The sequence below is a fragment of the Thalassobacillus devorans genome (genome assembly GCF_011761345.1).
Lineage (GTDB): Bacteria > Bacillota > Bacilli > Bacillales > Halobacillaceae > Thalassobacillus > Thalassobacillus devorans.
Genome location: NZ_JAASRY010000006.1, coordinates 161,281 through 176,879 on the forward strand (window position 1 = coordinate 161,281; position 15,599 = coordinate 176,879).

General features: G+C 44.8%; 12 protein-coding genes. 5 read left to right on the forward strand and 7 right to left on the reverse strand.

The window, feature by feature from the left end; genetic code table 11:
* Positions 1-157 precede the first annotated feature (157 nt).
* The gene (locus FHS45_RS17675) at positions 158-1,606 is read right to left on the reverse strand and encodes an alanine/glycine:cation symporter family protein (RefSeq protein WP_082411869.1); all 1,449 of its coding nucleotides are present in this window, start codon (positions 1,604-1,606) and stop codon (positions 158-160) included.
* Positions 1,607-1,862: 256 nt separating this feature from the next.
* Between FHS45_RS17675 and FHS45_RS17680 the strand changes: the two genes are divergently transcribed.
* The 3 genes from FHS45_RS17680 to FHS45_RS17690 all read left to right on the forward strand — a co-directional run bounded on the left by FHS45_RS17680 (position 1,863) and on the right by FHS45_RS17690 (position 5,531).
* Positions 1,863-2,969, forward strand: a complete 1,107-nt coding sequence (locus tag FHS45_RS17680; protein ID WP_062438585.1) for an oxidoreductase — start codon at positions 1,863-1,865, stop codon at positions 2,967-2,969.
* Positions 2,970-3,173: 204 nt separating this feature from the next.
* Positions 3,174-4,022, forward strand: coding sequence for a glycerophosphodiester phosphodiesterase (locus FHS45_RS17685; protein WP_062438582.1), 849 nt, complete (start codon positions 3,174-3,176; stop codon positions 4,020-4,022).
* 447 nt (positions 4,023-4,469) lie between these two features.
* Positions 4,470-5,531, forward strand: a complete 1,062-nt coding sequence (locus FHS45_RS17690) for an NAD(P)/FAD-dependent oxidoreductase (protein WP_062438580.1) — start codon at positions 4,470-4,472, stop codon at positions 5,529-5,531.
* 267 nt (positions 5,532-5,798) lie between these two features.
* On the opposite strand, the gene nadA is transcribed toward FHS45_RS17690, so the two are convergent.
* From nadA to nadB, 3 genes are read right to left on the reverse strand one after another with little or no spacing between them, the layout of a single operon-like run.
* A complete protein-coding gene (gene nadA, locus FHS45_RS17695) occupies positions 5,799-6,905 on the reverse strand; it encodes a quinolinate synthase NadA (RefSeq protein ID WP_062438577.1) in 1,107 nt (368 codons plus the stop codon).
* Positions 6,902-7,756, reverse strand: a complete 855-nt coding sequence (gene nadC / locus FHS45_RS17700; protein WP_062438575.1) for a carboxylating nicotinate-nucleotide diphosphorylase — start codon at positions 7,754-7,756, stop codon at positions 6,902-6,904. The genes nadA and nadC overlap by 4 nt, the downstream gene beginning before the upstream one ends.
* The gene (gene nadB / locus FHS45_RS17705) at positions 7,725-9,287 is read right to left on the reverse strand and encodes an L-aspartate oxidase (protein WP_062438572.1); all 1,563 of its coding nucleotides are present in this window, start codon (positions 9,285-9,287) and stop codon (positions 7,725-7,727) included. The genes nadC and nadB overlap by 32 nt, the downstream gene beginning before the upstream one ends.
* A 109-nt stretch (positions 9,288-9,396) precedes the next feature.
* Here nadB and FHS45_RS17710 point away from each other — a divergent pair, with 109 nt between their 5' ends.
* On the forward strand, positions 9,397-10,539 hold the full coding sequence (locus FHS45_RS17710; RefSeq protein WP_062438569.1) for an IscS subfamily cysteine desulfurase: 1,143 nt from the start codon (positions 9,397-9,399) through the stop codon (positions 10,537-10,539).
* Positions 10,540-10,596: 57 nt separating this feature from the next.
* On the forward strand, positions 10,597-11,559 hold the full coding sequence (locus FHS45_RS17715) for a threonine ammonia-lyase (protein ID WP_062438566.1): 963 nt from the start codon (positions 10,597-10,599) through the stop codon (positions 11,557-11,559).
* Between the two features lie 51 nt (positions 11,560-11,610).
* Here FHS45_RS17715 and FHS45_RS17720 read toward each other — a convergent pair whose 3' ends face one another.
* The 3 genes from FHS45_RS17720 to glmM all read right to left on the reverse strand — a co-directional run bounded on the left by FHS45_RS17720 (position 11,611) and on the right by glmM (position 15,560).
* Positions 11,611-11,868 carry a hypothetical protein gene (locus tag FHS45_RS17720; RefSeq protein ID WP_062438563.1) on the reverse strand — a complete coding sequence of 86 codons (258 nt, stop codon included), beginning with the start codon at positions 11,866-11,868 and terminating at the stop codon, positions 11,611-11,613.
* A gap of 24 nt (positions 11,869-11,892) precedes the next feature.
* On the reverse strand, positions 11,893-13,698 hold the full coding sequence (gene glmS, locus FHS45_RS17725; protein WP_062438560.1) for a glutamine--fructose-6-phosphate transaminase (isomerizing): 1,806 nt from the start codon (positions 13,696-13,698) through the stop codon (positions 11,893-11,895).
* 512 nt (positions 13,699-14,210) lie between these two features.
* Entirely contained in the window at positions 14,211-15,560 is a 1,350-nt protein-coding gene (gene glmM, locus FHS45_RS17730; protein WP_062438554.1) for a phosphoglucosamine mutase, read from the reverse strand.
* Positions 15,561-15,599 lie beyond the last annotated feature (39 nt).

The following is a 15,599-nucleotide window of genomic DNA, read 5'->3' on the forward strand; positions in this document are numbered from 1 at the left end:
AACCACATGGTGGAGTCTAGTATGGAAGCATTATTTCTAGCAATGAACAGCTGCCCACCAATGTTATATACAGAATATAAAAAAGAGGACAACCGCTAGAGTCACAAATTTCTACAAAAAAAGAGAAGTTCCGGTAATGGAACCTCTCTTCTTCTGCTTATTTTTCTTTATAGGTGTTCGGTTTTCTCTCCCAGGCTTCTAAATTTCTGACTCCTGGAATGCTATTTTTATAAAAGACAGGCGTTTGCCCGAGTTTACGTTGTCTTTGATAATCATCAAGGGCAGCGACTGCAATCTTAGTCAACAGAGCAATAGCGATCAAGTTGACGAGCGCCATGGAGCCCATGAATAGGTCTGCCAGTCCCCAGATGATTTCAATTTCACTCATAGATCCGACCAGTACCATGATCAAAAATGCAATCCGGAAAACATGGATATACATTTTACTTTCTGAGATGAACTGGAGATTTGTCTCACCATAATAGTAGTTGCCCAACAGAGAACTGAAGGCGAAAAAGAAAATCGTGATAGCTACAAGCGCATCCGCCCAGCTGCCAAGGTGAGTGTTCAACGCCAGCTGCGTCAATTGGATACCATCCATCTCCCCTACAGTATGAACATCTGCTAATAAAATGATAAATGCCGTAGAACTACAGATGATTAATGTATCCGTAAATACACCAAGCGTCTGAACAAGCCCTTGTTCTACCGGGTGTTTTACATAGGAAGTAGCAGCCGCGTTCGGCGCACTACCCATACCTGCTTCGTTCGAGAACAACCCACGCTGAATCCCATTCATCAGCGCTGCCCCGATACCACCGCCGGCAATTTCTCTGATTCCTAATGCATTACTAACGATAAGAGAAATAATGCCTGGCAATTGATCAATATTGATCATCATAATAATGAAGGCTACGATAATATAAGCTACCGCAAATACAGGAACGATTACCTCAGCAACTACTGCAATACGTCTGATTCCTCCATAAACAACAATTCCAATCATTGCCGCAATAATAAAGCCGATAATAAGCGGGTGAATATTATAAGCGCCTGTAAATGCCTGAGAAATCGTATTGGCTTGCACCGCGTTAAATATCAGTCCGAAACAAAGGGTAATCAGGATAGCGAATAAAACGCCCATCCACCGCTTCCCTAACGCCTTTTCCATATAGTATGCGGGACCGCCCCGGAAGCCGTCTTTGTCTTTCACTTTATACATTTGGGCAAGTGTACTCTCAACAAACCCTGTCGCAGCTCCGACTAAGGCAATCATCCACATCCAGAATACTGCTCCCGGACCTCCGACAGAGATTGCGATGGCGACACCTGCAAGGTTTCCTGTTCCAACACGGGCAGCAGTACTAATGGCAAACGCCTGAAACGGTGTCGTACCTTTTCTCTCTTTAAAACCTGTATGGTCTGTTCCTTTGATTAAGAGGAGGACCATTTCTTTTAGCATCCGAAACTGGACAAAACGTGACCGGACAGTGAACCAGATACCTAATGCGAGCAATAAACCAATAAGAATATAAGTCCAAAGCAGGTTGTTTCCGGCATTGACAAGATCACCGAGCCACGTATCCATTGTCAGCCATTTTTCCATAAAATCGCTCCTTTAAAAATTTTGAAAAAATTTCACACAATATTCATAATAACAAAAAGGAAGCCACAGATGAAGCGATTACATCAAATGGTAATTGATTACACCGGCTCCTTAATGATTTATTTTTACCCTTCGTTCGTTTGGTTCAATCCTTTTTCTTACATTTATATTAAAGAGAATGAGCGCTTCATTTGCCATTTATGAAGCCTGGATTTAAGATGGTTTTCAAAACTTCCTGGAAAAGGAGAAGTCGACTATGAAAAAAGAACTCCTTAACTCAATAAACGTGAAAAATCAATCGCTGAAAAACCGTTTGGCGGTCGCTCCAATGACACGTGTCAGCGCACAAGATGACGGCAGGGCTTCCAACCGGATGAAGTATTATTACTCTCGCTTTGCGAAAGGCGGCTTCGGGACAATAATATCTGAGGGGATCTATCTGGATGAAAGCTATAGCCAGGGTTATAATAATCAGCCTGGGCTTGCCAATGACAAGCATGTCCAAAGCTGGAAGCCCGTTGTTGATGCTGTTCACAATTATGATGCTGTTTTCATTGCCCAATTAATGCATGCAGGCGGACAGGGCCAAGGGAATGCATATGTAACGGAGTCAATCGCTCCATCTGAGGTGCCGCCAAAGGGCGAGCAGCTCGAGTTTTATGGAGGGTCAGGGCCATTTCCAAAACCTAGACAGATGACAGAGCAGGATATCACATCTGCCAAACAAGCTTTTGTAGATGGGGCTCTCAACGCTAAGCAATCCGGCTTTGACGGGGTTGAAATTCACGGGGCTAATGGTTATCTGCTCGATCAATTTTTAACAGATTATTTGAATCAGCGAGAAGATCAATATGGCGGTTCTCTCAAAAAACGTCTTCGGATCATGCTGGAGATCATTGAAGAAGTTCGTAAAGAAGTTGGGGAGGAATTCATTATCGGAATCCGAATTTCCCAAATTAAAGTAGCCGATCCCGATCATAAGTGGATTGGCGGTGAAGACGATGCCTCGTTTATTTTCTCGGAGTTAAGCAAAACTTCCCTCGATTATATTCATGTGACAGATTCCGATGCGACTGCCCCAGCCTTTGGCGAGGGATCTAGAACATTAGCAAAAGCTGCCAGGGATTTTGGGAGCCTCCCAGTAATAGCTAATGGTAATCTCGGGAATCCCGAGAAAGCTGCCAAAATGATTAAGACAGAAGAAGCGGACATCATTTCGCTTGGTACCAGCGCTCTCGCTAATCCTGACTTTCCTAATCGAGTCAGACAAGGTATACAATTAAAAGACTTCGATTTTGAGAATACCCTACTTCCACACGCCCACATTAAAGATAGTGAATTGAATGTGAAGATTACAGAATGATCATACAGCCAGGCAGGCAAGCTGCCTGGCCTTTTTATGTCTTTTCCTTCCTGGTCCTTTTATCATATATAAGTAAACATTTTAAGGAAGTTCGCCCTTATTTTTTTAACATTAGCTAAACAAAAATAAAACACCAGGTTTATCCATGCTAAATATTTCTTCGCTACAGTTATAGTTGAACATAGCGAAGGGAGAGAGGAAAAAATGAAACAATGGGTATCTGCTTTATCTGCAGGGGCAATAGCTATTATGGTGCTCTTTGCTCCGGGAGGAATTGCTTTTGCAAGCGAGGGCATAGCCACTAAAGACCAAAACCAAGTACTGAACATCGCTCACCGCGGGGCCTCTGGCTATGCGCCGGAAAACACGATGGCTGCTTTTGAAAAAAGCGTAGAAATGAAAGCAGACATGTTTGAATTGGACGTACAAATGAGTAAAGATGGAGAATTGGTGGTTATCCATGACACGACGGTTGACCGTACAACAGACGGTACAGGTAGTGTAAAAGATCTAACACTGGAAGAGTTAAAGAGCCTGGATGCCGGAAGCTGGTTCGATGAATCCTTTACCAGTGAAACCATTCCCACTCTTGGTGAAGTCCTTGATGAATACAGAGGAAGGACCGGGATCTTGATTGAATTGAAATCTCCTTCCCTCTACCCGGGTATCGAACAAAAAGTTGCCGACGAGCTAAAAGCCCGTCACTTAGACAATCCTGAAAATGAAAAAATCATTGTCCAATCATTCAACCATGAATCCGTCCAAACATTCCATGATCTTCTTCCACAAGTTCCAGTCGGTGTTCTGCTTGGTTACAGTCCAGAAGGAATTTCAGATGAGCAATTGGATAGGTTTAAAGCATACGCCGACTACGTTAACCCTAGTAAAAGCATGATTGATGCATTGCTTGTAGAACGAATCCATGACTACAATATGAAAACGCACCCTTGGACAGTAAGAGATCGTGAATCTGCTAATTTTTTATTAGAAGCTGGCGCTGACGGCATCATTACCGACTATCCTGATTACGTAGCTCCACACCCATCGAAATAATAGACACTTCCCTTTAATGACCGGCTCACCAAGAGCCGGTCATTTATTTATTTTTAAAGAGCATCAACTAAAGGCTTATAGGTAAAACTTAATATAACAGAGACCAAGTTTTCTTAATCAAACGTTTGAACAAGGGAAGCTTTTTTGTCGATTACTACCTTTAAAAATAAAAGTTTCTGTCGAAAAGGAAAATCTCCGCCCCTCCCCCACTGGGAGGGAACCCTTAAGGGTTACTTGCCGGGTATTTACTGATTCCTGCGCTAAAGTTTCAAAAGGTATCCCCCAGGGAAAATGATTTAACACTATTAGTATTATTTTTATGGGATTTTTCTAGTCTTTCGACATGTTTTTTGATAATCTTTAGGATGGACAGTAAGAAAGCGTTTTAACATAGAAGGTCACGTTCTTCCATCTAATAATCAGTACAATCTTAAAAGGGGTATAAATATGAAGAGATTAGTCATTTTAGGAGGCGGCTATGGCGGCGTCAAAATACTATTGAACCTGCTTGATAAAGGGCTGCCGAAAGACACCCATATCACTATGATAGACAGAAACCCGTACCACTCCTTGAAAACAGAATTTTATGCAATTGCCGCCGGAACGGAATCAGATAAAAATGTCCGTATTGAGTTTCCTGAACATGATCGCGTCGATTATGTATACGGGGAAATAGAAAAAATCGATACGGATCAAGAGCACATTATTGTCCGTGATAATCGAGAACCGGTGGAGTATGATTATTTAGTCATCGGTCTTGGTTGTGAAGATAACTACCATGGCATAACAGGTGCCAAAGAGTTCACCGAAAGTGTCCAAACATTTTCTAAAGCCAGACATACCGGCTATGTTATCAATAATCTTAAAGCTTATGGCATGGTTTCCGTTGTCGGAGCCGGCTTGAGCGGGATCGAGGTCGCTTCTGAAATAAGGGAGAGCAGACCAGACTTGAATATCCGCTTGTTAGATCGTGGCGAAACTGTTTTAAGAGCTTTCGATAAAAAAATTCAGGACTACGTAGAAGAATGGTTCGAAAAAAATGACGTAGAAGTTATCCATAATGCTAATGTTGAATACGTAGAAAAAGACGGCGTATGCAATAACGGCATCTGTTACGTCAATGATGTAACCATTTGGACTGCTGGTGTACGGCCAAACTTCCTAGTCCGGGAACTTCCATTCGAAAAAGATTCACAGGAAAAAATCATTCTGAACGATTTCTATCAAGTACCGGAGCAACCGAATGTATATGTAGTCGGTGACTGTGCCGCTTCTGAATATTCTCCAAGTGCTCAGTTGGCCGGGCAACAAGGCGAACAAATTGCCGAGGTCTTATCAGCTGTATTGAGAGAGAAAGAACCGGAAAAACCGGGAGAAATCAAATTGAAGGGTGCACTAGGCTCACTTGGAAAATCCGATGGTTTTGGAAACATGCTCCAAAAACCAGTGACCGGATTGCTTCCACGTCTGGCTAAATCCGGCGTTTTATGGTTGAACAAACGACATTAATCAAAGCACAAAAGCGCAAGCGCCTTGCTTACCCCCGACAAGCTTAAGACAAGCCTCTCCGTGACGTTCTGTGTCACAGAGAGGCTTGTCTTAAGACCTCGAGGGGGTAGGCGCTGGAGCTGGATGTGACCCACCGCGTAAAGTTATTCACAAAAAGAAAATTTTATAATTTCCTAGGCATTCAAAAAGGCTGCCCATAAGTCTGCAACTGACTTACTTGGGCAACCTTTTTTTATTAAGGCTAATAGAAGAGAATTGAACTTTCCCTTAGGCTCTTTCCAGCATACGTGCTAAAGCTTTCTTTGCGTTATCAGCAATAGCTGCCCGCACTTCAATGCTATTATGGGGTTCACCTTTTTCTATTGTTTCGAGACACCAGGCCAGGTGAGGAAGGTCTATCCGGTTCATCGTCAGGCAAGGACACATATTCGGGTTTAAGGAAATGATATACTTATCGGGATGGTCTGCAATGATGCGGTTGACAAGGTTCATTTCTGTACCGATGGCCCAGGCACTGCCTGCAGGAGCCGCCTGGATCTTCTGGATAATATAATTGGTCGAACCAGCCTCATCAGCAAGTGCAACTACTTCCCTCCGGCACTCAGGGTGGACGATGATCTTCATGTCCGGGTATTGGTCACGAACCTGTTTCACATTGGCTGTCGTAAAGTTTTCGTGTACGGAGCAATGCCCTTTCCATAGAATCACTTTGACTTCTTCCAGCGGGCATTCATGGATCAATTCCTCCATCAGCGGATCCCACACCGCCATGTATTCCAGCGGTATCCCTAAATTAAATGCAGTATTTCTCCCTAAATGCTGATCAGGCAAAAATAATATCCGCTCTTTTTGTGTAAAAGCCCAGCGTACCATCTTCTCAGCATTAGAGGAAGTGACGGTAGCGCCGGAATGTTTCCCCACGAATGCTTTGATAGCCGCCGTCGAATTGACATACGTAAGCGGTAATATCGTATCATCGAACCTATCCATTAAAGCTTCCCATGCCCTTTCTGTCTGCTGCAAGTCTGCCATGTCCGCCATGGAACATCCCGCACGCATATCCGGCAGATAAACGGTTTGATCCTGCTTGGTTAAAATATCGGCGGTCTCTGCCATAAAATGTACTCCACAAAAAACGATGGCTTCAGCCTCCTGGTTTTCCGCTGATAATTGGGCAAGTTTTAAAGAGTCACCTCGTGCATCAGCGAACTGGATGACTTCATCCTTCTGATAATGATGACCGGGAAGGAAAAGCCGTTTCCCCATCCGCTCTTTTACACCCTGTACTCGCGCTTCTAGTTCACTTTTGCTCATTTGCCTATAATGGTCAGGCAGCATCGGACTTTTCTTCTCTAAAGCTTCTAATAGGTTCATGTTGAAAGACTCCTTTCCATGATGGGAACTTTTGCACTGATATCAAGAGCAGACGCTGAATGAGTCAGGCAGCCAAGAGATATATAATCGACACCACAATCACGAAAGCTTGCCAGCTGATCAATCGCTATTCCTCCTGACGCCTCTGTCTTTATCGAACCAGGGACCAGCTGGACGAGTACTTTGATTTCTTCCGGACTCCTGTTATCAAACATAATGCAGTCTACTTCGGCATTCACAGCTTCTACGACTTGGCCCTCATTTTCTGTTTCTACTTCAATTTTCACCATATGACCCAGTCTGTCCCGAAGTTTACGCACCGCCTCAGTCACTGACCCGGCAAAAGCGATATGATTATCTTTAAGCATGACGGCATCATAGAGCCCATTCCGGTGATTGTACCCGCCACCAGTACGGACCGCATACTTTTCCAACATCCGTAGTCCTGGAGTCGTTTTTCGTGTATCACAGATTCTAGTATGGTCACTGGCAAGACTCTGTACAGCCTGCCTGGTCAGCGTCGCTATACCGCTCATCCGCTGGAGAAGGTTGAGAATGACACGCTCCCCTTTCAGCAGGCTGGCCATATTTCCATAGGCTCTTGCAATCTCATCACCTGCCTGCAGATGATTTCCATCCTGTTGCCATACCTCTATTTCCACCTCAGGATCGAGTATGCCATAGCCAGTGGTAATAATATCCGTGCCACATAATATTCCTTCCTGTTTGGCCAGGAAGCGAATTTCTCCTTTCGTATCCCGGTCAAATAACACATCACTGGTAAGGTCCTGGTCGCCGATATCCTCCATGAAGAACTCCTCAAGTGAACGCCGGAGCTTCAGTAGATTCATATATTTCACCCTGCTTTCTATTTTTTTGTAACCGTATATGTCTTTGCTGCCATCCGCTGTTTTCGTTTGGAAAATCTTCCCGGAAGTGCCCGCCCCTGCTTTCTGTCCGGGCAAGCGCAGATGTAGTGATCAGCCAGGAAGTGATAAGCATAAACACACGGCTTATCTGGCTGGTAGATAGTGCATCCAGGTTTTCAGGTATGGAAAAGGTTTCTAACCATTCTTTTTGTTTCCGCAGTTCGCTCCTTGTCCGCATAATACCGACACGCTCTATCATCGATTGCTGGATTTCCATAACGGCAGGAAGCATTATTTCCGGCTGTTCCTGGTTCCCTGATAATGCGTGGTATCGGGGAACCTCCCAAGCCTGTTGGTTGAGATGGGCTGCCAGTCGTTTTCCATAGACCAGCCCCTCTAATAGCGAATTACTGGCCAGGCGGTTTGCCCCATGAACCCCCGTACAAGCTACCTCCCCAACCGCATATAGTCCATCAACCGTTGTTCTGCCTGCTTCATCTGTTTTGACTCCCCCCATTAGAAAATGAGCGCCTGGTGCGACAGGTATTTTTCCTTTAGTCATATCCACTCCTTTTGCTTTACAAAGTTTCGCGACCGTAGGAAACTTCGCTGTGAAGTCGTCGATGCGTGTAATATCTAAGAATACATCTCTGCCTTGGCTGATATAGTTATAAATAGTCTGGGCTACAATATGACGCGCAGCTAAATCCTCCTGCGGATGGACCCCTTTCATGATCCTTCTCCCACTTACATCGAGGAGAACAGCCCCTTCGCCCCGTACCGCTTCCGTCACCAAACCCTTGATATCTCCGTTGATGGAAAGCATCGTGGGGTGGAATTGGACAAATTCCATATCGACAAGCTCTGCGCCCGCCAGGTAAGCAAGTGCAAGCCCATCTCCAGTCACGGTTTCGGCATTGGAAGTGGCGGCGTACAGCTGTCCACATCCTCCAGTAGCCAATACGATGTGAGGAGCCAGGTAAGTGTTTATCCCTCCATCCCGTCCCTTACTTCTCACCCCATAGCATTTACCTTGTTCATCAGTGAGCAATTGAAAGACAAATTCATGCTCTTTAATGGATACATTGGCTCCCACCTTTTGTAAAAGACAGTCGACAAGGCGTTTCCCAGTCTGATCCCCGCCCCCGTGGACAATTCGATTCCAACGATGGGATCCTTCTCTCCCCAAAACTATTTCTCCTCGCTCATCTTGATCAAACGCACAGCCTGCTTCTAACAATTCGCGGATAATAGAAGGAGCCTGCCTGGTCAATTGGCTGACTGCTTCCGGATCATTAAGCCCTCTGCCGGCTTCTATCGTATCTATGTAATGCTCATACGAATCATCTTCAGGCGCTAATGCTGCTGCCACTCCTCCTTGGGCGTGAAAGGAATTACTCATCTTTACTTCTGACTTTGTGAGTACAATCACATTCATATCCCTGCGTAAGTTGGCCAGCAGTTGTAAGGCCGCAATACCACTTCCCACAATAATTACATCAGACTGTTCCATCGTGCTGGGCACCCCTTTGATTTTACATGTGTCTTGACACTTATATTTACATAGAATTAAACTAATGGCAAGTGCTTTTTTCTGGTACGAAAACGAGGGAGTGATACCTATGAGATACTTTGATTATGCAGCAACCTGCCCCATCGACGATACAGCCTTGAAAATATACCAGGATGTTTCTCAGGACTACTTTGGGAATACGGAAAGCCTCCATGATGAAGGAACAAAAGCTGGCACACTACTGGAGCACTGTCGGGAAATCCTGGCTGATACCATAGGGGTTGATAGTGAAGGGTTATATTTTACAAGTGGTGGAACAGAAAGCAACCATCTGGGAATACGATCGTTAGCAAAGGCTGGGGAAGGAAAACATATTATTTCGTCGCAAGCCGAACACTCTTCGGTTCATCACGCTTTGGAAATGCTCGAGAAGGATGGTTTTGAAATTACGAAAATTCCATTTACAAAAGAAGGCTTTGTCGATATGTATGCCTTGGAAAAAGCTATCCGAAACGATTCGGTGCTCGTAACTATCCAAATGATGAATGGGGAAATCGGTACATTTCAGCCAATAGAAGAAATCTCTCGTATTTGCCGGAAATATGGGATTTATTTTCATAGTGATTGTGTCCAGGCACTGGGAAAAATCGATATGAAAGAATACACCCCACTTCTCGATGGTTTTTCCCTATCAAGCCATAAAATCTATGGTCCTAAAGGGGCCGGAGCTGTTTACCTTTCCCCTTCTGTGCCACTTCCATCTGACGTAAGATACGGGGCACACGAAAAGGGGATACGGTCAGGTACGGTAAACCTTCCTGGGATTTCCGCCTTCACAGCCGCTTCTCAGGAAAACATTCATCAGCTAAGTGTACACCAGGAACATTTCCGCCGCTTGAGACACCTATTTAGACAAGCTCTCTTGCCTGTACACGATCGAATAAAAATCCTTGGGAAAACGGCAGCCGACTCAGCGATCATTGGAGTGCTGATACCAGGAATGGAGGGGCAATGGACCATGCTTGAAGCCAACCGCCGGGGCTGTGCCATCTCCACAGGAAGCGCCTGCTCGATTCATCAGCAAAGCCCTTCGAAAACTTTACTAGCCATGGGATACTCAAAGGAAGAAGCGAAAACATTCATCCGTATTTCATTTGGTAAACATACCACAGCTGACGATGTAGCAGCCTTGGGAGTTTGCCTGAAGGAAGTGATGGACGCCCGCCAAACCACTCCAAGTGTAAAAGTCTGAATAAATGCCCGCCTTTCTGCTAGAATGATAGTAATTGAATCAGAAAGGAGCATCCTGATGATTACTGTTCAAGATATTCACGCAGCTAAGGCAGCTATTTCCGAAATCATCCATACAACTCCCATTCTGCAATCCGAACAACTATCCAGACTGTGTAATAACCAGATCTTTCTAAAGTCCGAACACCTTCAAAAAACAGGTTCATTTAAAATCCGGGGCGCTACCAATAAAGTAAAGCATGCCGTTCAGGAAGGGGCACAATCTATTACAGCCGCTTCTTCCGGAAACCACGGACAGGCAGTTGCTTACATCGCCAATCAACTCGATGTTCCTGCTACCATCGTCATTCCGACAGATGCCAGTCAATGCAAAGTGGAAGCAATCCAGGCTTATAACGGAAAAATTGAAATGTGCGGCACCACGTCAGCCGAACGGATTCCCAGAGCGAAACAGCTAGCCGAAAAGCAGACAGGTGTTTATATTCCTCCTTACGACGACCCTTATATCATGGCAGGCCAGGGGACTGTCGGGCTGGAGATTTTAGAGCAAGTAAAAGATGCAGACGCCATAGTGGTACCAGTGGGCGGTGGAGGCCTCATCTCCGGAATTTTAACGGCTATCAAAGAAACCAACCCAGGCATCAAAGTCTACGGAGTAGAGCCGAAAATTGCTAATGACACGTACCTGTCGCTAAACAATAATAAAATCACAGCCATTCCAGCCACCAGTACGATTGCTGACGGGCTGCGCACTTCTCAGCCAGGTGATTTAACCTTTCCGGTACTACAAAAGTACCTTGACGACCTTGTTTTAGTTTCAGAAGACGAGATCCGCTTCGCTTTCAGTTTTGTTATGGAACGGATGAAGCAGCTGATTGAACCGTCGAGCGCTGTTGCAATCGCCGCACTGATCAACAACAGACTGCCATTGGCAAACAAAACAGTAGTGACGGTCGTTTCAGGCGGCAATGTAGATATAAGCAGAATAGGGGAACTGATCGTTCCTACTAATCACCAATGAAAATGCCCCCAGTTACGAGTTGTAACTGGGGGCATGGTGATGGCACAAATATTATTTTTCAATAGACTCATCGAACAGATCTGTCATTTTAGCTACGTGTTCGTATGTGAACTCAAAGGCCATCCTGATCTCACCATATCCTGGCTGATAAACATAACCTTGGACTTCATAGCTTCCTTCGTTTTCTCTAACCTTTGTGAGGTGGAAGTAACGCTGGATATACTGCGCCATTTCTTCCAATTTCCTATTGCGGACTTTGATCCATTGATCCCTTAGTTCCTCTGTCGGAAAATCCGATTCCTTTAGCATGTGTACACTCCTTTTGAGAGTTATTTATTCCACTGTAACACTTTTGGCAAGGTTACGTGGCTTATCTACGTCACAATCACGGTGAAGCGCTGCGTAATAGGAAATCAGCTGAAATGGAAGCACAGAAACGATCGGTGTCAGCAGCTCATGTACTTTCGGCAGTACAAAGCTGTCGCCGTCCTTTTCCAGACCTTTCATACTGATTACGCAAGCATTTGCTCCACGAGCAATGACTTCCTGTACATTGCCGCGGATCGAGTCATTGACGCCTTCCTGAGTAGCAAGGGCGATGATTGGTGTTCCTTCTTCGATCAATGCAATGGTACCATGCTTCAACTCTCCGCCGGCAAAACCTTCTGCCTGGATGTAAGAAATCTCTTTAAGCTTCAAGGCTCCTTCCACACCAACATAGTAATCGATGCTGCGGCCGATAAAGAAGCAGTTGCGTGTTGTTGCTAAGAAGTCACGAGCTAAGTCCTCGAATACTTCTTTCTGGTCAGCTAAGGCTTCCATAGCATTCGCTACGATGGCGAGTTCCTGCATTGGATCGAAATCAAGCTCGATGCCTTTCGCTTTTGCTGTATCTACAGCTAAGATAGCCAGAACAGCCATTTGAGCTGTGTAGGCTTTGGTAGAAGCTACTGCGATTTCTGGTCCTGCATGCAAATGCAAGGTGTAATCCGCTTCACGAGAAAGGGTGGACCCTGGCACATTCGTAATCGTCAATGCCGGATGTCCTAATTGCTTCGTCTGAACCAGTACGGCACGGCTGTCTGCCGTTTCCCCACTTTGAGAAATATAGACGAAGAGCGGCTTCTCGGACAACAATGGCATGTTGTAGGAGAATTCACTTGCTACGTGTACTTCTACAGGGATTTTAGCAAACTTTTCGATGAATTGTTTCCCGATCAATCCTGCATGGTAGCTGGTACCTGCAGCGATGATATAAATACGGTCACAATCCTTCATCGCCTGGCGTACATCCGGGTCCAGTTTGATTTCATTGTCTTCATTTTGATATTCCTGGATGATTCGACGGAGCACTAACGGCTGTTCGTCAATTTCTTTCAGCATAAAGTGAGGGTAGGTCCCCTTTTCAATATCTGACTCATTCAGTTCAGCTGTAAAAGGTTCACGCTCTTCTGCCTTAGAACCATCAAGCTTCAGGATTTCAACAGAGTCACGGCGCAACAGGACAGTTTCTTTATCCATCAATTCAAGAAATTGATCTGTCACTTGCAGCATTGCCATGGAGTCACTGGCAACGACATTGAAGCCGTCTCCCAATCCTACAAGAAGCGGACTCTTGTTTTTTGCGATATAAATCGTATCCTGATCTTCCGCATCGATTAAAGCAATCGCATAAGAGCCTTTCAACAGTTCTACAGCTTTACGAAATGCAGCCGCTACGTCCTTCATTTCATTATACAGTACTTCAATCAACTGTACGATAATTTCTGTATCGGTTTGACTCTTTAATTCCATATCCCCAAGGTATTCCTTGCGTACTTCCAAATAGTTTTCAATGACACCATTATGAACAATGGTAAAACGTCCGGATGTACTTTGATGCGGATGAGCATTTTCATGGCTTGGCGGTCCATGTGTCGCCCAGCGCGTATGTCCAATTCCAAGCGTTGCCTTGACATTATCATCGACAGCTTCACGAAGTTGTGCGATACGTCCCTTAACTTTTGAAATGTACGCTTCCTCATCATTCAATGTTGCGATACCTGCGGAGTCATAACCACGGTATTCCAGCTTTTCCAGCCCTTTTAACAAAATTTCTTTCGAATCATCATATCCAATATATCCTACAATTCCACACATGTCGGTATTTCCTCCTTAAATTTCCTCAGAAGGGGCAGAGACCGGCACCCGTGAGGGGCAGCTTTCTGCCCCTTTCTCGTGTTTACTATGATTTGTCTACACTTTATCCAGCTTTGTTGTCCGAAAGAGTCGCCTCTTTGTTTTAAAAGCTGAACAGACGGTTGAAGTGTCACAACCGGGAGGCATCCGCCGAAAGCTCGATGAACCTCCTCCTCGTCAACTATTTTCATGCCGAACGAAAATAGTCCTGGCGCTTTAGATAATAGTTCCCGGAAAAACTAACCTCCTTATCTTCCTTGAATGCACCCCTACTCCATTACCTTAGTAAGTCATCTTTAAACCTGCAGGCAAAAAAGCAAGGCTACTAACCATTTTACTCGAGATAGATTTTAAAGGTCAATCATTATTTTTTCCTTTACACAAATGACTTCCCATTGTAACAATCTTATAAACTCGACTATAACAAAATATGCGCAGTCAGCTGTTATGTGCTGACTGCGCATCATATTACATTACTCCATCAAACCCAATTCTTCTTGTACAGCTTCCACTACTTGATCAACATATTTCTCGCAATCTTCTTCTGTCGGTGCTTCTACCATGATGCGTACAAGTGGTTCGGTACCGGAAGGACGTACAAGGACACGTCCTTGCGTTCCCATCTCTTCTTCTACCGCTTTGATTGTATCCTGAATACGCGGGTGAGTCTGAACCGCAGCTTTATCGGTTACTTTCACATTTTTCAAGACCTGTGGGAATTTTTTCATCTCAGCAGCAAGCTCCGATAACGGCTTACCTGTATCTTTCATAACATTGATAAGCTGCAATGCACTAAGCATTCCATCCCCTGTCGTATTGTAATCTAAGAAGATGATATGACCGGATTGCTCTCCGCCCAGGTTGTAGCCGCCCTGTCTCATTTCTTCCATTACATACCGGTCGCCGACCGCTGTTTTATCGCTCTTCATCCCATTAGCTTCAATCGCTTTATAGAAGCCAAGGTTGCTCATAACCGTAGAAACGACAGTAGAATGATTCAATATGCCGGAATTGTTCATATGCTTCGCGCATATGTACATGATATGATCTCCGTCAACAATATTCCCCTTTTCATCCACAGCAATCAGTCGATCACCGTCACCATCAAATGCAAGTCCGATATCGGCTCCTTTGTCAAGAACAAGCTTCCTGACTGCTTCTGGATGTGTGGAACCTACGCCATCGTTGATGTTCAGTCCATCCGGAGATGAACCGATAGAAGAAATATCCGCCTCCAGATCAGCAAACATATGGGATGCAAGTGCGGAAGTGGCACCGTGAGCACAATCTAAAGCGAGATGAAGACCATCAAAATCATGATCAACCGTCTGTTTTAGATATTGCATATAGCGTTGAGCTCCTTCGAAATAGTCGTTCACCTGACCGAGGTCTCCTCCCGTCGGACGAGGAAGGTCATCGCTATCTTTATCGAGTAATGCCTCAATTTCTTCCTCTTGCTCATCGGAAAGTTTGAAACCATCAGGTCCAAAGAATTTAATCCCATTATCTTCCACTGGGTTGTGGGAAGCAGAAATCATGACACCCGCTTCAGCACCAAGCGCCTTCGTTAAATAGGCTACTCCTGGTGTAGAAATGACACCGACCCTCATGACCTCGGCTCCGATTGATAGCAGACCAGCTGTTAAAGCGCCCTCCAGCATATGACAGGAAATTCTCGTATCCCGACCTATCAGAACTTTTGGTCTTTCCACTCCTTTTGTTACTGCATAACCGCCGAATCGTCCTAATTTAAAAGCAAGTTCCGGAGTCAAATCTTTATTTGCTACTCCTCTGACTCCATCTGTACCAAAATATTTACCCATGATGTCTAATCTCTCCTTCATTCGTTACAAACATTCTAT

Bases quoted from the DNA above. Each gene is read 5' to 3' on its own strand.
- FHS45_RS17715 (WP_062438566.1), top strand. From the start codon at position 10,597: ATGATTACTGTTCAAGATATTCACGCAGCTAAGGCAGCTATTTCCGAA.
- FHS45_RS17690 (WP_062438580.1), top strand. From the start codon at position 4,470: ATGAAGAGATTAGTCATTTTAGGAGGCGGCTATGGCGGCGTCAAAATA.
- glmM (WP_062438554.1), bottom strand. From the start codon at position 15,560: ATGGGTAAATATTTTGGTACAGATGGAGTCAGAGGAGTAGCAAATAAA.
- FHS45_RS17710 (WP_062438569.1), top strand. From the start codon at position 9,397: ATGAGATACTTTGATTATGCAGCAACCTGCCCCATCGACGATACAGCC.
- FHS45_RS17675 (WP_082411869.1), bottom strand. From the start codon at position 1,606: ATGGAAAAATGGCTGACAATGGATACGTGGCTCGGTGATCTTGTCAAT.
- FHS45_RS17720 (WP_062438563.1), bottom strand. From the start codon at position 11,868: ATGCTAAAGGAATCGGATTTTCCGACAGAGGAACTAAGGGATCAATGG.
- nadC (WP_062438575.1), bottom strand. From the start codon at position 7,756: ATGAATCTACTGAAGCTCCGGCGTTCACTTGAGGAGTTCTTCATGGAG.
- nadB (WP_062438572.1), bottom strand. From the start codon at position 9,287: ATGGAACAGTCTGATGTAATTATTGTGGGAAGTGGTATTGCGGCCTTA.
- nadA (WP_062438577.1), bottom strand. From the start codon at position 6,905: ATGAACCTATTAGAAGCTTTAGAGAAGAAAAGTCCGATGCTGCCTGAC.
- FHS45_RS17680 (WP_062438585.1), top strand. From the start codon at position 1,863: ATGAAAAAAGAACTCCTTAACTCAATAAACGTGAAAAATCAATCGCTG.
- FHS45_RS17685 (WP_062438582.1), top strand. From the start codon at position 3,174: ATGAAACAATGGGTATCTGCTTTATCTGCAGGGGCAATAGCTATTATG.
- glmS (WP_062438560.1), bottom strand. From the start codon at position 13,698: ATGTGTGGAATTGTAGGATATATTGGATATGATGATTCGAAAGAAATT.